Source organism: Aminobacter sp. NyZ550 (genome assembly GCF_025628925.2).
In the GTDB taxonomy this organism is placed as follows: Bacteria; Pseudomonadota; Alphaproteobacteria; order Rhizobiales; family Rhizobiaceae; genus Aminobacter; species Aminobacter ciceronei.
The window spans coordinates 1,023,503-1,039,492 of the sequence record NZ_CP114190.1 but is presented as its reverse complement, the minus strand read 5'-3'; the positions used below and the strand labels follow the sequence as shown (position 1 = coordinate 1,039,492).

The 15,990-nt window shown below is 64.4% G+C and carries 11 protein-coding genes and 1 pseudogene; 5 read left to right on the top strand and 7 right to left on the bottom strand.

Going from position 1 to position 15,990, the window contains the following annotated elements; translation table 11 throughout:
* Positions 1-11 precede the first annotated feature (11 nt).
* The gene (locus tag N7E70_RS05130; RefSeq protein ID WP_067965966.1) at positions 12-1,910 is read right to left on the bottom strand and encodes a sigma-54-dependent Fis family transcriptional regulator; all 1,899 of its coding nucleotides are present in this window, start codon (positions 1,908-1,910) and stop codon (positions 12-14) included.
* A gap of 125 nt (positions 1,911-2,035) precedes the next feature.
* Positions 2,036-2,335, bottom strand: a complete 300-nt coding sequence (locus tag N7E70_RS05125) for a chromate transporter (protein WP_263005703.1) — start codon at positions 2,333-2,335, stop codon at positions 2,036-2,038.
* On the opposite strand from N7E70_RS05125, the pseudogene N7E70_RS05120 reads away from it, so the two are divergent.
* Positions 2,334-3,136: pseudogene (locus N7E70_RS05120) on the top strand (LysR family transcriptional regulator). The gene N7E70_RS05125 and the pseudogene N7E70_RS05120 overlap by 2 nt on opposite strands.
* Positions 3,137-3,314: 178 nt before the next feature.
* Entirely contained in the window at positions 3,315-4,244 is a 930-nt protein-coding gene (locus tag N7E70_RS05115; RefSeq protein WP_442866512.1) for an Lnb N-terminal periplasmic domain-containing protein, read from the top strand.
* 83 nt (positions 4,245-4,327) lie between these two features.
* On the opposite strand, the gene N7E70_RS05110 is transcribed toward N7E70_RS05115, so the two are convergent.
* Complete coding sequence (locus N7E70_RS05110; protein ID WP_263005700.1) at positions 4,328-5,422, bottom strand: fatty acid desaturase; 1,095 nt, start codon at positions 5,420-5,422, stop codon at positions 4,328-4,330.
* 225 nt (positions 5,423-5,647) lie between these two features.
* On the opposite strand from N7E70_RS05110, the gene N7E70_RS05105 reads away from it, so the two are divergent.
* The gene (locus tag N7E70_RS05105) at positions 5,648-6,913 is read left to right on the top strand and encodes an AGE family epimerase/isomerase (RefSeq protein WP_263005699.1); all 1,266 of its coding nucleotides are present in this window, start codon (positions 5,648-5,650) and stop codon (positions 6,911-6,913) included.
* 16 nt (positions 6,914-6,929) lie between these two features.
* On the opposite strand, the gene N7E70_RS05100 is transcribed toward N7E70_RS05105, so the two are convergent.
* Entirely contained in the window at positions 6,930-8,912 is a 1,983-nt protein-coding gene (locus tag N7E70_RS05100) for an acyltransferase family protein (RefSeq protein WP_263005698.1), read from the bottom strand.
* 232 nt (positions 8,913-9,144) lie between these two features.
* On the opposite strand from N7E70_RS05100, the gene N7E70_RS05095 reads away from it, so the two are divergent.
* Positions 9,145-10,476 carry a sensor histidine kinase gene (locus N7E70_RS05095; protein WP_263005697.1) on the top strand — a complete coding sequence of 444 codons (1,332 nt, stop codon included), beginning with the start codon at positions 9,145-9,147 and terminating at the stop codon, positions 10,474-10,476.
* An 11-nt stretch (positions 10,477-10,487) separates the two neighbouring features.
* Here the strand turns inward: N7E70_RS05095 and N7E70_RS05090 are convergent, their stop codons facing one another.
* Positions 10,488-11,570 carry a DNA topoisomerase IB gene (locus tag N7E70_RS05090; protein ID WP_263005696.1) on the bottom strand — a complete coding sequence of 361 codons (1,083 nt, stop codon included), beginning with the start codon at positions 11,568-11,570 and terminating at the stop codon, positions 10,488-10,490.
* A 203-nt stretch (positions 11,571-11,773) separates the two neighbouring features.
* On the opposite strand from N7E70_RS05090, the gene N7E70_RS05085 reads away from it, so the two are divergent.
* The gene (locus N7E70_RS05085; protein ID WP_263005737.1) at positions 11,774-12,541 is read left to right on the top strand and encodes a metallophosphoesterase family protein; all 768 of its coding nucleotides are present in this window, start codon (positions 11,774-11,776) and stop codon (positions 12,539-12,541) included.
* On the opposite strand, the gene N7E70_RS05080 is transcribed toward N7E70_RS05085, so the two are convergent.
* Together N7E70_RS05080 and N7E70_RS05075 are read right to left on the bottom strand one after the other, a co-directional pair.
* Positions 12,538-14,922: a polysaccharide biosynthesis tyrosine autokinase gene (locus N7E70_RS05080; RefSeq protein ID WP_263005695.1), complete on the bottom strand. Its 2,385-nt coding sequence runs from the start codon at positions 14,920-14,922 to the stop codon at positions 12,538-12,540. The two genes, N7E70_RS05085 and N7E70_RS05080, sit on opposite strands and share 4 nt — an antisense overlap.
* Before the next feature lie 153 nt (positions 14,923-15,075).
* Positions 15,076-15,969, bottom strand: coding sequence for a UTP--glucose-1-phosphate uridylyltransferase (locus tag N7E70_RS05075; protein ID WP_263005736.1), 894 nt, complete (start codon positions 15,967-15,969; stop codon positions 15,076-15,078).
* Between the last annotated feature and the right edge of the window lie 21 nt (positions 15,970-15,990).

Here is a 15,990-nt window from a genome sequence, read left to right as displayed (position 1 = left end):
GCTGCAACAGCTCAGTTGAGCGCGGTCAGGCCGTAGCGCTTGATCTGGCGGTGGATGGTGGAGCGGTCGACGCCCATGCGGCGGGCGGTCTCGGAAATGTTCCAGCCGCAGGCCCCGAGCATCGCTTTCAGCGCCGCCGGTCCGGCACTGGCGTCATCGAGCCGCACGGCGACCGCTGCCGCCGATGTCAGCGTCTCCGGCAGGTCGCCGGGTTCGATCACGCCGTCCTGGCAAAGCGCTGCCGCAACGGCGATCACATTGTCGAGCTCACGGATGTTGCCCGGCCAGCCATGGGCGCGCAACGCCAGGAGTGCCGCCGGCGAGACTGCAAGTCCCTCGCCGACCGGCCGGTGGCGGGCTACGACCGTCTCGAGCAGCCAGTCGAAGTCGCGGCGCTCGCGCAGCGGCGGGATCGAAAGTGTCGCCGCATTCAGGCGGTAGTAAAGATCCTCGCGGAAGCGTCCCTCCCGCACCAGCAAGCCGAGGTCTCGGTGCGAGGCCGAGATGACCCTGAGGTTCACAGGCTTTGGCCGCGCAGCGCCCACCGGCAGCACCTCCCGTTCGGCCAGGACTCGCAGGAAACGGCTCTGCAGTGAAAGCGGCATGTCGCCGATCTCGTCGAGGAACAGTGTGCCGCCGTCGGCCTCCTCTATCAGGCCCTTACGCCCCTTGGCGGAAGCACCGGTGAAGGCGCCCGGCAGGTGGCCGAACAACTCGCTTTCGATCAGTTGCTCCGGGATCGCGGCGCAGTTGATGGCGACGAACTTGCCCTTGACGGCAGCACCGTCATGGATGGCCTTGGCCAGATATTCCTTGCCGGTGCCGGTTTCGCCCTGGAGCAGGATCGGCAGCGGCTTGCCAGCCAGCTTCGCCGCCTTTGCCTGGAGTGCAGCCATCTGCGGGTCGCCGCCGCTCAGGCCACGCAGCGACACCGGAATCTGCTCGCGCGCCAGCACCGGCGCCTGCACCTTGTGGTGCGGCTCGATGGCGTGGGCAAACAGCGCGTTGCCGTCGCGGGCGAAGACCAGGCGATCCTGAGTCGGCCGCCGCCGGGTGAGATCCGGCAGGTCGTCGATCTCCATGTCGAAGAATCGCGCGATCGGCTGACCGATCAGCCCGTCCGGTTGGCGCCAGTCGAGTCCGACAGAGCGCGCCAGTATCTTGGCGCCGCCATGGGTCATGCCGATGATGCGGCCCGAGCCATCGATGGAAATCGCCGCCTCCGGGTCGACGTCGAGGAACTCCGGCGAGCGGGCAAAGCGCAGCACCCATTCGTCCCGGGTCTGGGCCATCAGATTGGCCAGCTCGATGCGGCGCACGGTGGCGGCGACCAGATGCAGCGCGAGGTTCTGGCTGGTCTTGCGGATCGGCGAGCTCAACAGGGAGATGTCGAGCACGGCGGCAAGATCGCCACTGGTATCGTAGACCGGCGCGGCGGTGCAGGACAGCGGCGTGTGCGTGTTGTCGAAATGGTCGGTCTGGTGGATCGTCAGGGCCTCACCCGCCTCCAGGCAGGCGCCGACGGCGCAGGTTCCGGCGCGCGCCTCCGACCACTCGGAGCCGAGATACAGGCCGGCCTTGCGGAGATTGTTGTCGAACAGCGGGTCGCCCAGAAACTCGACCGTCACGCCTTTGCGGTCGGACAGCAGCAGAACGTAGTTCTGGCCCGCCACCTGCCGGAACAGGTTTTCGAGGCCCGAGCGGGCAATGGCGATCAGTTCCTCGGACTGCTGGCGATGCGCGCGCAGTTCGCCATCGGGCAGGATATAGGCCTCGCACGCCTGGGTAGGGTCGAGACGATGCTGCTCGATGCAGCGCAGCCACGACTTGACCACTTGCTCGTCACGCCCGGTCGAGGCACCGAGGCTGACGCTTTCGATCTCGCGAATATGGTCGGAATGCGAAAACATCGGCACTGCAGCACGCCTCCCAACGCACCGCCTCCCATTTCCTCCTGATGCCACATGACTGCATGGCATGTTGGTAATGTAAAGGACGCAACCGATGCAGCAGGGGGCACACGCCTCCAGCCTTGTCAGCCCGTAGCTCCGAACTGGGCCCACAGCAGCATCGTCCCCGCCCCGGCGACAAGCACGCCGACGGTGGGACAGCGCGGCATCCAGAGCAGCAGTGCGGCCGAGGCCACGGCGATCCCGGCTGCAAGCAGACCGCCGCCAGCGAGCTGGAAAATGGCAATGACGCCCGCAATGATCAGCCCCACCCCGACGGGGGCGAGGCCTTCGCGCATCGCCTTGTGCCACCGCTTTGCCTTGTGGGCATTGGACACCTTGATGACGCCGTAGCAGAGCAGCGAAGACGGCACGAACAGGGCCATGGTGGCGATCTCCAAGCGCATCGGCGAACTGGAGGCCAGGTTTTCGACGCCGCTGTTCCATCGGACCGGGCGCAAGCCGGTCCTGACGACCAAGGGCGAAGAGATCCGCGCAATCGCCGAGCAGATTCTGCGCCTGAACGATCGCCTGAACTCACTGGCAAAGAAATCGTCGGTTCCGTCATTCCGCTTTCGCCTTGGCGTCACTGATCTCGTCGCGCTGTCATGGCTGCCCGAACTGTTGTCAGGGATTCTCGACCGCTATCCGATGATCACGCTCGAACCCGAGATCGACCTCACCGCCTCCCTGCTCGAGCGCCTGGTCGACCGCCGCCTCGACTTCGTCATCTGCCCGCGTGTCATCCAGGAGCCGCAATTCGTCAGCACGCCGCTTGGCGCCATCGAGCTTGTGTGGATGTGCAGCCCGAAGCTGTTGGACGGCAAGGACAATGCGACGTTGAGCGATCTCACCAAGCATCCATTGCTGATCCAGACGACCGGCTCGATCCTGCGGCCGCTCCTGCACAGCGTCATCGACAACCCGAATTTGCCGTTCAAGCGGACGATTCCTGCAACAACATGGTGGCGCTGGCTCACTTGGCGGCCCATGGCATGGGCGTCACCATCCTGCCGCACGCCTTCTTCAGGAACATGGTCGCCGATGGCCGGCTGTGCGTCGTGCGCACCGAGATGGAGCTGCCCAATCTCGAATACTTCGCCACCTTCAGGAACGATTACCATGTGCAGTTCTGTGAGGAAGTCGCGGCCCTGAGCGCCGAAATCTGCGATTTCCGGCTGCAATAGGTGCCGCGCAAATCGCCACTGGCGTGCCGATGCCGCCTTGCCGCCGGACAGCCGATCTGCGATCTCGGCGTGAGCATCGAAATGAACCGGACCGGAGTTGGCAGTGCGCAGTGTGGGCTTGATCGTTTCGGCCATCGTCCTTGTCATCGCCATCGCGCTCACCACCGCCTGGGCAGCGATGGCGCTTTGGTGTCGGTTGCCGGCGCCTGACATCGCCAGGGGACTGGCCGCAGGCTTGTTCGTCCTGCTCGGCATCGCAGCCGCCATCGCCCTGTTCACGCCCTGGCGCCTGCATGGGCTGGCACTGTTCGCCATCGGCTTCGCCGCGGTGCTGGTATGGTGGAACACCATCGTTCCGTCGGACCATGCCGAGTTTGCGCCCGACGTGGCCCGGCAGGTCACCGGCCGGCGCGACGGCGACATGCTGACCCTGACAGATGTCCGCGACTTCGACTGGCGCAGCAACAGCGACTTCACCGAACGCTGGACGACGCGCAGCTACGACCTGAGCAAGCTCAAGACGCTCGACCTGTTCATGTCCTACTGGGCCGGGCCCGAGATGGCCCATGTCATCATGAGCTTCGGCTTCGAGGGCGGTGACCAGCTCGCCTGGTCGGTCGAGGTGCGGCGGCAGAATGGCGGCCAGTTCTCGCCGATCGCCGATCTGTTCAAGGCCAACCCGCTGGTCATTGTTGCCGCCGACGAGCGCGACGTCGTCGGCGTCCGCTCGAATATCCGCGGCGAGGACGTCCAGCTCTATCGCCTCAACGTCTCACCGACTGCCGCCCGGGCGCTGCTGCTCGGTTATGTCGCCGATGCCAATGCGCTGGCCGCAACACCGCGCTTCTACAATTCGATCACCACCAACTGCACCACCGTCATCTTCAGGATGATGCGCGCCGTCGGCGACGTCACCCCGTTCGACTGGCGCCTGATCGTCAACGGCTACCTGCCCGAATATGCCTATGACCGTGGCGCGCTCGACACACGCGTGTCGGTGCAGGAGCTGCGCAGCCGCGCCCATATCGCCCAGCGCGCGCTGGCGGTTGGGCTGACCGGCGATTTCTCGCGGCTGATCCGCGAGGGCGTGCCGCAACCGGCCCTCTAGACGGAACCTGGGAATTGGAGGTCGTTTTCAGCCAGAAGGCGCCAAGCTCTGGCACTGCCGGCCATCACACCGCCAAGAGGTAGCTAGACCCTGGCTTCGGCGAAGGTCACGAGGCGACGGCGATCCTCACACCACAGCGCGAGATTGACGCAGCCGACGCTCTTCCAGAAAGTCAGCTTCACCGTCTGGCTGGCATCGCGAAGCTCGGCATTGCTGTCGAAGCAGGCCTGCAGGCGATAGAACGGCACGCGGCTGCACAGATGGTGGATGTGGTGCAGGCCGATCGAGCCGGTGATCCACTGCGCCACAGCGGGCAAGGCATACCACGAGCTGCCGCCAAAGGCCGCGACATGCAGGTCCCAGGCGTCGCCCGCATCCCAGCGCGTCTCTTCGAACTGGTGCTGGACGTAGAACAGCCAGCCGCCGGCCCAGGCGCCCATCACCACGACGGGCAGAACCGCCAGCATCACCGCCCAGCCGGCCAAGAGCACGAGGCCGCCATAGACCAGCACCAGCGCCACGTTGAGGCCGCCGGCGCTGCGCCATGCCTCGACGCGCGGAATGGCGTCGTTGTAGGGCAACCGGTGCATGATCAGAAAGTAGATCGGCACGCCGATGACGATCAGGATGATCGGGTTGCGATAGATGCGATACATCAGCCGCTGGCTGGTGGTCATCGCCTCATATTCGGCAACCGTGCGCGTATCGATGTCGCCGATGCCGCGTTTGTCGAGATTGCCCGAGCCGCCATGGTGCACGGCATGCGCCTTCTGCCATAGCGTGTAGGGCGTGAAGGTGAAGACACTCAGCGCCCGGCCGATGGTCTTGTTGGCCATACGCGAACTGGTGAACGAGCCGTGACCGCAGTCATGCTGGATGGCAAACAACCGCACCAGGAACGAGGCACAGACCGGCGCCAACGCCACCATCAGCAGCCAGCGCCAACCGCCGAGCAGCGGGCCGGCATAGGTTGCGAGCCAGACAAGCGCTGCACCCATCATCAGGAAAGGTGTCAGCGTCACCGCCAGTTCGAACGCCGCGCGGCGGTCGTCGGGGTCGCGAAAGCGGTTGCAATGCGAGGCTAGCCGGCGAACGAGCGCCTTTTCAGCCGCATGATCCGCACCCTGGGCAGACCCTTTGGGCAGGTCGTCCGCCTTGGACGACATCAATTTCGTCATTTAGTCCCCGAAATCTCGCTGCCAACTCGGTCAAGCGCGCCATTTGTCCATAATGCGCGGCACGCGCCATGGCTAGTGGCACCACCGTGGCATATTAGCCGTATCCAGCGTCTATGCACCGCTGGACGCAAATCATGGCGTTTTCCTGTTGAGTGCGCGGGCCATTACGTCTTAGGTCGGGGAAATCATCGAGGCGCGGCCAGCAGCCGCAGGGAACTCCTATCCATGGCTTCTTTGGAAATTTCCGCCGGCTCGGCCAAATGGACCACGCTTCCAAGCCATCGCTTGTGGCTGTTGCAGCAGGCCGACGCGCTGTTCTCTTTATTCGAACGCCAGAGCCTCAATCCGCTCGGCGGCTTCCACGACCTCGACGATCATGGCCACCCGCTCGCGCCGGGCGCCGTCCCCGGCCGCTTCGCCGGCCGACAGATCCACGTCACCACGCGCCTGGTGCACTGTTTCTCGATTGCCCATCTGATGGGACGCCCCGGCGCCGACGTGCTCGTCGACCACGGCATGGATTTCCTCTGGAACGGCCATCGCGACACAGCCAATGGCGGCTATTTCTGGGGCGTCGGTTATGACGGTCCGACCAACGACACCAAGCAGGCCTATGGCCATGCTTTCGTCCTGCTTGCCGCCTCCAGCGCCAAGGTCGCCGGCCACCCCGACGCCGACCGCCTGCTGACCGACATCTCGACAATCCTGTCTGAAAAATTCTGGGAAGAGGCGCATGGCGCGGTGGCGGAAGAGTTCAGCCGCGACTGGCAGCCGCTCGACAGCTATCGTGGCCAGAACTCCAACATGCACCTCACAGAGGCGCTGATGGCCGCCTTCGAGGCGACTGGCGACAGCATCTATCTCACCATGGCCGAGCGCATCGCCGACCTGATCATCCGCCGCCATTCGGCTGCCGCCGGTTGGCGCCTGCCCGAGCATTTCACCGCGGAATGGAAGCTCGACCGCGATTACTCCGGCGACCCGATGTTCCGCCCTTATGGCACGACGCCTGGCCATTCGCTCGAATGGGCACGGCTGCTGCTGCAATTGTGGGAGCTCGGCGGCCGCAAGCATGCCTGGCTGCCGGACGCGGCAAGGAACCTGTTCGGCCAGGCGACGGCAGACGGTTGGGATACCGCCAAGGGCGGCTTCTATTACACGCTCGAATGGGACGGCTCGGCCCGGATCAGGGATCGCTACTGGTGGCCGTGCTGCGAGGCGATCGGTGCCGCGTCCGTACTCAACGCCATCGGCGGCGACGCTGCCTACGAGGCCTGGTACCGCCGTATCTGGAGCTTCTGCGCCAGCCGCTTCATCGACCGCGCCAATGGCGGCTGGCACGCCCAGCTCGACGACGATCTCAAGCCCAATGCCGGCCCGTTCTACGGCAAGCCCGACATCTACCACGCGCTCCAGGCCTGTCTGATCCCACTGTTGCCGACCTCGGGCAGCATCACCCGTGGCCTGCTGCAGACGGGCATCCGCCTCTAGCAAGATCGGTCCGGCCTCACGGCCAGCGCGCCGCCACCTGGTTGCCGAAGATCGCGCGCTGCATCGAACCGGCAAGGGTCGCCGCAAAAGGCGTGGCGATGTGGTGGCGGTCGCGGAAGGTCAGCTTGCCACCGATCATCGCCGGGCAGGTCGTGTCGTTGCAGAACAGCTCGGTCAGGTCGACATAGCGGACGCCATCAAGCCCGGCGCTCGCCACTTGTTCAGTCTTCGACACCCGTTCGTCGATCGCTTCCCGTCGCGGCGTGTCGCAGACCGTGCTGCTCCTGCCCTGCCACAACGAACGGGCGACACAACGGTCGAGATATGACTTGTGAACGGGAACATCCCCGAGCAGCACGACCTCGGCGCCGGTCTTGCGAAGCGCCGCAAGCGATGCCCTCAGGCCACCCGCCCAGACGTCGCGGCTGACCAGATGCTTCAGCCCGCCATTGACGTCGTTTTCGACGTAGCTGTAGGAAAACTGCGAAACGATCACCGCATCGGGCTTGAGGCTGGCGATCTCCTTCATTGCCGTCTGCCGCCACGCATCGCATTCGGAGTAGGCCCGCATCAATCGCACGTTCCATGTCGGCACCGCCGCCACCGAGCAGGACGATTTCAGATAGGTCACCAGCCGCCAGTTGTTGGTCTCGGCAATCTTTGCCAGCGGCGTCGACCAGTGGTCGCCATGCGAATCGCCGAACAGCACGATCGTCTTTTGCGGCTTCGATGCACCCAGACTGCAGCTGCGCGGCTTGGTCTGCTCGAGGCTGGCAACGCAGGCGCTGTCTATCTGGCGCGCCGACGACGAACGTGCAGCACTGTCCGCGATCAACTTCTGCTCCGGGCCGACACTTCGCGCAGCAATCTGAGCTGCGCCAAAGGATAATGTCACGCCGAGCGAGGTCAGCAGCGCCGCCAAACCCAGCGAGCGCAGCGAACCGGCCGAAAGCCAGCCATTGGAGCGAACAGGATTCTCGACATACCGATAACTGAGGAAGGACAGGCCGACCGTCACCGCCAGGCAGGCAAGCCTGCCGGCAAGCGTAAGGTCAGGCCACAGGATCGTCGCATAGACGATGACGGGCCAGTGCCAGAGATACAGCGAATAGGACAGCTTGCCGGTCCATTGGAACGGCGGTAGCGACAGCAGGCTTGCCGGCCCGACAGCACTCTTGCGGGCGCCTGACAGCAGCAGCATCGCCGTGCCCGCGACCGGCAGCAACGCGATGAAGCCGGGGAAAGGATCGGTCTCCGAGACGCTGAGATAGGCGACGGCGATCAATGCGATACCAGTCCAGCCCATGACAGGCGAGAATCGAAAACCCGATGCCCAGCGCTCCGCCACAACAAGCGAGACGAGCCCGCCCACAGCAAATTCCCATGCCCGCAGCGGCGAGAAATAGAAGGCCCACGGCTGCGACTCCGAGGTCATCCAGGCGCTCACTCCGAACGACACCAGTGCAACCACACCGAGGATGAGCGCGATACCCCTTGCCCCCGGCCGGAACCACGCGACCAACAGCAGGAACGCCGGCCAAAGCAGATAGAACTGCTCCTCGACCGACAACGACCAGAAATGCAGAAACGGGTTGCTGGCCGTGTCGGCGGCGAAATAATCGAACGACCAGCGCAGCAGCCAGAGATTGATGACGTAGCTCGAGGCAAACAGCGCACCCTTGGCGTAAAGCTGCTGCTCGGACGGCGCGAGGATGAAATAGCCGGCGGCAAGCGTGGTGGCGATCACCAGAAGCGATGCCGGCAACAGCCGTCTGGCGCGGCGCCCATAGAAGCACCAGAGATCGACGGTCCCGCTACGGCCGATCTCCTGAATCAGGTGGCGGGTGATCAGATAGCCCGAGATGACGAAGAAGATGTCGACGCCGATGAAACCGCCCGGCAGGTCGGACAGGCCGAAGTGAAAGGCGATCACGCCGCCGACGGCGATGGCACGCAGGCCCTCGATGTCGGGGCGGAAGGTGGTGACAGGTGCCGTCATGTCTTTGCTGCAACGTGTGCTGTGATGTGCGTGCTGGACATGACGGCAGGTTGGGCGACCATGCCCGCGGGCACAATTCAAACTATGTTGCAATGCAACATGAAAGCCGCCTTTCCGAACACCTTACCCGGGAGAAACGGGTGCATTTCCGCGCCTTCGAGTGTCGATTTCTGGATGAACGGAACTCATGCGGGCATTGGTCGTTAATGCCCCACGGAACCAGGGCGGCCACATGACGAATCGCGAGACTTTGCTCGGCGGGCTGCCGGCTGCGGTCTATACGACCGATGCCAGCGGGCGGATCACCTTTTTCAATGAAGCCGCAGCAGCACTCTGGGGTCACCGGCCCGAAATCGGCAAGGACTCGTGGTGCGGCTCCTGGCGGCTTCGGACGGCGGAGGGCGAACCGCTGGCACATGGCGACTGCCCGATGGCGCTGGCCCTGAAGGAGGGTCGGGCGATCCGCAACGCCGAGGCCATAGCCGAGCGGCCAGATGGCACGCTTGTGCCGTTCCTCGCCTTCCCCGCGCCAATACGCGACGAAACCGGCGAGATAACGGGTGCCATCAACCTTCTGGTCGACATCTCGGCCCAGAAGCAGGCCGAGATACAAACCCAGCGCCTCGCCTCGATCGTCGAATCTTCCGACGACGCCATCGTCAGCAAGGACCTGTGCGGCGTCATCCAGAGCTGGAACGCCGGCGCCACCAGGCTTTTCGGCTACAGCGCCGATGAAGCCATCGGCAAGCACGTCCGCATGCTGATCCCAGATGACAGGCAGGACGAAGAGGACGTCATCCTCGGCAAGGTGCGGAGCGGTCAGCGCGTCGACCACTTCGATACGATCAGGAAACGCAAGGACGGCAGCCTTGTCTTCATTTCGCTCACCGTATCGCCGGTGCTCAACGGCGCCGGCAAGGTCATCGGCGCCTCGAAGATCGCCAGAGACATTACCGAGCGCAAGGAAAGCGAGAGCCGCATCCGCATGCTCATGCGCGAGGTCAACCACCGGGTGAAGAACCAGTTCGCCGTCATCCTGTCGATGATCCGCGAGACGGGCAAGCACGCAACGTCGATCGCCGAATTCGACACCCAGATCCGCAACAGGATCATGGCGCTGTCGCAGTCCCAGGATCTGCTTGTCGACGGTGACTGGCGCGGCGCTGACCTGGCCGATCTGGTCAGCAACCAGATCCGGCCGTTTGCCGCCGAGCGCCGCATCACCATATCGGGCGAGCCGGTCCTGCTGTCGACGATGGCGGTCCAGAATCTTGGCATGGCCTTTCATGAGCTTGCCACCAATTCGGCCAAGCATGGCGCGCTGTCATCCGATCTTGGCACCGTCGAAATCGGCTGGACCGCTTCCGATCGCTTTCGCCTGACCTGGAAGGAAACCAACGGACCGACCGTTGGAAAGGCCTCGCGCAAAGGATTTGGCCGGATCGTGCTCGAGCGCGTCGCGCCTTTGGCGCTGAACGGCGTCGGCCATCTCAGCTTCCAACCAGATGGCGTCACCTGGACGCTCGACGCACCGCTTGACCTGGTCCGGACGCCCGCTCCCTGACGGCAGTAGCTTCACCTCTGCAGTCGGCTTCGCTTCTCTTGCCGCGAAAGCCAGGCAAGAGTGATGCGCTCGTCGACGTCAAGCTGCGAGCCGGCCTTGGGGCGGGACGCAGCCAGCTCGTCAGACAACCGCCCTTCCGACCACGCCAAAATCACTTCCGGATGAATGTAACCTTTTCGGCAGACGGCCCGCGTGTTGCCGAGGTGCCTGGCAACGTCGTCAATGACTTTGTTGCATGCCTGCGCCCTCGCTTCCGCCCGCTCGGGCACCGGCGTTCTGGAAAACAGCGCCGTCGCGCGCACGGTTCCGCCCCAGGTGCGGAAATGTTTGGAGCTGAAAGCTGCGCCGGCCGCAGCTCGAATGTAGTCATTGACGTCCTGGGACGATATCGGCACCCGCGCACCATTGTCGTCGAGATATTGAAACAGGGTCTGGCCGGGCAGTTCCTGGATGCTGCGCACGATCTTTGCCATACGCCTGTCGACCAGCCGCAAACGCCATTCTTTTCCCGATTTGCCCTTGAAGGCGAATCTGAGCGTCGAACCGTCGATGTCGACATGGCGGTTGCGTAGCGTCGTCAGACCGAAGCTGCCATTCTCCCTGGCATAGGCGGCGCCACCCACCCGGATCATTGTATTGTCCAGCAGCCATACCACCGCTGCGACGACCCGCTCGCGCACCATTCCGCGCAGCCGCAAATCCTTGTCGATCCGGCGGCGCAGCAGCGGCAGCGCGCGTGCAAATTCGGCCAGGCTCGAGAATTTGAGCTCGTCACGCTTTTCCGACCAGTCGGGATGGTAGCGATATTGCTTTCGGCCACGCTGGTCGCGTCCCGTCGCCTGGATATGACCGTTGCTTTCGGCGCAAATCCACACATCTGTCCATGCCGGAGGAATGGCAAGCGCATCGATGCGCGCAAGAACCGCCTTGCTGGCGACCTTTCCGCCATTGGCCGTTTCGTAGAGAAGGCGCTTGCCTGCCCTTTTCCTTGATATGCCGGGCTCGTCGTCGCTGACATAAGCCAGCGATGCTTCATGCGCGGCCTCGGCATTTTCGTCCGGCACGCGCCGGGACTGCTCGGTGTCTTTCCGCATCGGTGCGATCCCTCGGGATCAGCGCTAACTCGGATGCAGCTCATGGGTTCCGGCACGCTGTTGTTTGCAACGACATCCTGGTTCAAATCAAGCATGCCAACGGCTACGTTCAGGAAACGGAAACGCCCGCCGCGCACTGTGATCTCAGGCACTGACGTGCCCGGCGTCGGGACGCAACCCGACAATTTTAGCGAGGCGACAGGCTGGTCAGCTTTCTGAATTTCCGTTCGCAAAGACAGTCACCCGGGCGTCGGCGCATCGAGCTCGACCTGTCCGAAACCGTCGTCTACGCCATCGGCGACGTCCATGGCTGCTATCGCGAGCTGCGCACACTCGAGGACAAGGTCGTCGCAGACGCCGCCACCTTGCCCGGCCGCAAGCTGATCATCATGCTCGGCGACTACATCGACCGCGGCCCCGATTCGGCGCGCGTCATCGATCACCTCATCGCCCCGCCGCCACCAGGCTTCTGGCGTATCTGCCTGATGGGCAACCACGAGGCCCAGACGCTCGACTATCTCGACGGCAAGCTGTCGCTGGCTCGGTGGCTGTCCACGGGTGCACGCAGCACCCTGTTTTCCTACGGCATCGACGCCGAACATCTCGGCGAGCTCTACGGCAGCGGCGGCAAACTCGACGACCACATCCGCGCCACCATCCCGCCGGAACACATCGCCTTCATGCGCGGCCTGCCGATCATGGCCTATTCCGAGCGCTTCGTCTTCGTCCATGCCGGTCTCCGCCCCGGCGTGCCGCTGCTCGACCAGGAAGATGACGACCTGCTCTACATCAGGGAGGAATTCTTCGAGGCCTCGCGCCGGCTCGACCGCTGGGTCGTGCATGGCCACACGCCGGTCGACCATCCCCGCATCGATGGCCGCCGGCTCGACATCGACACCGGCGCCTTCAGGACCGGGCGGCTGACCGCGGTGCGCATATCGGGCAAGGGCGGCCGGCTGCTTTTCTCCTAGCTCGCCACCTTGGCCTTGGCTTTGGTTTCGCTCTTGTCGATATAGTAGCTGGAATAGCGTTCCAGAAACTGTTCGGAACCGCCATAGGCGCCATAACGCGGCAGCTTCTTCAGGTCGACCTTGTTGAGCACCAAGCCGAGCACCTTGCTGGCGATCTGCGGTTCGGCGCCGAGCCCGGAGCGGACCAGCGGACGCGGCGTCGCGCCCCATTCCGCCACCAGCACGAACCCGTCGGCCAGCGGCGCGAAGGCCTTGGCGTCGACGACCGGCCCAAGTGGCGGCAGGTCGACGATGATGTAATCGAACGTCGCCTTGGCATCGTCGATGAAGCGCCGCATGCCGGCCGACGACAAGAGTTCGCTGGTGTGCGAGAAGCGGCCGCGCACCACCGCCGGCACGATCGCCATCTTGCTCTGGCGGTCGACCTTGACCACCGACTGCCAGCCCTGGTCGTTGACAACGGCCTCGACCAGCCCCTGCTCGGCATCGATGCCGAGGCTGCGGCTGAGCCCCGGATTGCGCAAATCGGCGTCGATCAAAAGCGTCCTTGCGCCATTGCTGGCGATCAGGCCGGCGAGATTGGCGGCAACAGTCGACTTGCCTTCGCCCGGCAGCATCGAGATGACGCCGATCACCTTGCTGCCAATGTCCTGCAGCACGACGTCGCCGGCAATTTTGGTGCTGCGCAGCGTCTCGGCGAACATCGACGCCGGCTGGTCGACGGCGATGCGCATCCTCGCGCGGCGCTTCGCCAGATCCGCCTGACGCGATGGCGGCGGCGTGCCCATATTGGCGGTCTTGCCCAGGTCCTTCCTGTCGTCATTCGAGGCGATCAGCGGCAGGTAGCCGAGGAACTTGACGCCCAGCCTTTCGCGCACGTCCTCGGCGGTGCGGAAGAAGCGCTCGTTGAATTCGTTGAGCGCGCCGAAGGCAGTACCCAGGACGACGCCGAGCACCAGCGCCAGCCCGAACACCATCGAGGTGCGCGGGCTCGACGGGCCGCGCGGCATCGTTGCCTCCGAAATCACCCGGACCTTGGCGATCGGGAAGGAGCGCTGCTGCGACGCCTCCTCGTAGCGCGACAGGAAGGTCTGGTAGAGCGTACTGAGTGCGGTGGCCTGCTGTTGCAGTTCGCGCAGCCGCACCTGTGCCTGATTGGCGCTGGAGTTCTGGCCGGTCGCCTCCGACACGCTGTTGCGCAACGCCGTCTCGCGCGACTGCGCCACCTCGAACTCGTTGCGATAGGTCTCCGAAAGCTGGCTGAGCTCGCGGAAGATCTGATTGGCGAGGTCGGCCTGCTCCTTGCGCAGCGCGACTGCCTGAGGGTGGTTGGGACCGAAGCCGGCCGAAATCTCCTGCTCGCGCTTCGAAACGCCGGAATGGCGCTTCTTGAGCTCCGAGATCAATGGATTACCTGCCTCGGCCGCCGACAGGGTCGAATTGCCGACCGCCGCTTCCGGCCCGCTCTCGACGATGGTGCGGTATTGTTCGTAGCGCGCCCGCGCCTTGGCGGTATCGGCCTGGGCGAGGATCAGCTGGGCGTTGAGATCGGAAAGCTGCTGCTCGGCGATGGTTTCGCCGCGCGCCGCCGCAAGGCCATTTTCGGCGCGGAATTTTTCCACCTCGAGCGCGGCCTTCTGCGAACTCGTGCGCAGCTCCTCCAGCCGGCCCTGCAGCCAGACGGCCGCCTTTTCGGTGGCGTCGAAGCTGGCATCCAATTGGTCGGCGACGAAGGCGTCGGCATAGGCTTTGGTGATCGCGGCCGCCAGCTGCGGATCATGCGCGCGGTAGGCCATGGAAATGACGTAACTGCGGCCGGAGCGCTCGGCCATGATGTTGTTCTGCAACATCGCCACCGCCTGCTCCTTGCGGGCGGCATCGGCCATCGCCTTGCGTTGCGCATCGCTGAGCGCAGCACCGCCGGCGATCTCGGGTGTGGAGCGGAAGACCTGGAGGAAGCCGCGGACGTAGCCGACAAGCGTCGACAGCAGCGATTGCGGCGGCTGCATGAAGCTGGCGTTCTGGTCGAGCTTCTGTTTGTCGACGACCACGGCGGCCAACCGCGCCGACTTGATGATTTCGATCTGCGACAGGATCGCCGCATCGGTCTGCATGTTCACAGGCGTCGCCGACACCTCGTCGACCATCTTGTTCATGCCCTCGTCGATCAGCACGCGGGTCGAGGCGGTATAGGTCGGCGGCGTCGTCTGCAGATAGACGAGCCCGAGCAGCAGGCCGATGACGGCGCCGACGCCGACCACCTTGGCTTGGCGCTTGGCCATCGCCAGCAGGCGTTCGAGATCGATGAAGTCGCTCCCCTCGCGCGCGTCCTCGCGAGACGCGGGAAGGCGGTTGCTGAAGGGAAAGCTGGCGTAGTTCATCTGCGTTCCAGTTCTTGCCTGAGCAGCGGCGGCTGCTCGCTGGGTTCTGGGCGAAGCCGATTTCAGCTACGCAATTTGCCGTGCCCGACCGGCACGGCTCTTTCCGAACTCCGTCGAGGCGGCCGTTCCAGCCACCCCGACGGGCCGTTGGCATCAGGCCGCGACGACGTGATCCTGCTCGGCGACCATCTCTCGGATGGCGTCGAGCACGGAATCGCGAATGTCGGCCCGCTTCAGCGCGAAGGCGACATTGGCCTGGATGAAACCTTCCTTTGAGCCGCAGTCGAACATCCGGCCATTGAACGGCCGGGCGAAGAAGGCTTGGCTCGCGGCAAGGCGCACCATGGCGTCGGTCAGTTGGATCTCACCGCCGGCGCCACGCTTCTGCGTGCCCAAAAGGTTGAAAATCTCCGGCTGCAGGATGTAGCGGCCGTTGATGTAGAAATTCGACGGTGCCTTGGCCGGGGCCGGCTTTTCGACCATGGCCGTCACTTCGAAGCCCGAACCGACGTCGGGGCCCTTGCCGACGATGCCATATTTGTTGGTCTCGCTCGGATCGCACTGCTCGACGGCAATGACGTTGCCGCCCGTTTCGGCATGCAGGTCCATGATCTCGGCCAGGCAGCCGCGTTTGCCGAACGACACCATGTCGGGCAGCAGCAGCGCGAAGGGCTCGTCGCCGATAATGTCGCGGGCGCACCAGACGGCATGGCCGAGGCCGTGCGGCGCCTGCTGGCGGGTGAAGCTGGTGGCGCCGGGAACCGGCAGCAGGCTCTCCAGCGACTTGATCTGCTCGACCTTGCCGGCCTGTTCGAGCGTGCCGACAAGTTCGGGATGAAGGTCGAAATAATCCTCGATGACAGCCTTGTTGCGGCCGGTCACGAAGACGATGTGCTCGATGCCGGCTTCCAGTGCCTCGTCGACGGCATACTGCACCACCGGCCTGTCGACCACGGGCAGCATCTCCTTGGGCATCGACTTGGTCGCGGGAAGGAACCGCGTGCCGAGACCCGCCACCGGGATCACCGCTTTCCTGACTTTCTTCATCGTGCCAATCCTCTCGCTCAT

What these genes read in the sequence shown, in the direction of transcription:
- N7E70_RS05130 (WP_067965966.1), bottom strand. Translation starts at nt 1,910, where the DNA reads ATGTTTTCGCATTCCGACCATATTCGCGAGATCGAAAGCGTCAGCCTC.
- N7E70_RS05125 (WP_263005703.1), bottom strand. Translation starts at nt 2,335, where the DNA reads ATGGCCCTGTTCGTGCCGTCTTCGCTGCTCTGCTACGGCGTCATCAAG.
- N7E70_RS05115 (WP_442866512.1), top strand. Translation starts at nt 3,315, where the DNA reads ATGGCGCTTTGGTGTCGGTTGCCGGCGCCTGACATCGCCAGGGGACTG.
- N7E70_RS05110 (WP_263005700.1), bottom strand. Translation starts at nt 5,422, where the DNA reads ATGACGAAATTGATGTCGTCCAAGGCGGACGACCTGCCCAAAGGGTCT.
- N7E70_RS05105 (WP_263005699.1), top strand. Translation starts at nt 5,648, where the DNA reads ATGGCTTCTTTGGAAATTTCCGCCGGCTCGGCCAAATGGACCACGCTT.
- N7E70_RS05100 (WP_263005698.1), bottom strand. Translation starts at nt 8,912, where the DNA reads ATGACGGCACCTGTCACCACCTTCCGCCCCGACATCGAGGGCCTGCGT.
- N7E70_RS05095 (WP_263005697.1), top strand. Translation starts at nt 9,145, where the DNA reads ATGACGAATCGCGAGACTTTGCTCGGCGGGCTGCCGGCTGCGGTCTAT.
- N7E70_RS05090 (WP_263005696.1), bottom strand. Translation starts at nt 11,570, where the DNA reads ATGCGGAAAGACACCGAGCAGTCCCGGCGCGTGCCGGACGAAAATGCC.
- N7E70_RS05080 (WP_263005695.1), bottom strand. Translation starts at nt 14,922, where the DNA reads ATGAACTACGCCAGCTTTCCCTTCAGCAACCGCCTTCCCGCGTCTCGC.
- N7E70_RS05075 (WP_263005736.1), bottom strand. Translation starts at nt 15,969, where the DNA reads ATGAAGAAAGTCAGGAAAGCGGTGATCCCGGTGGCGGGTCTCGGCACG.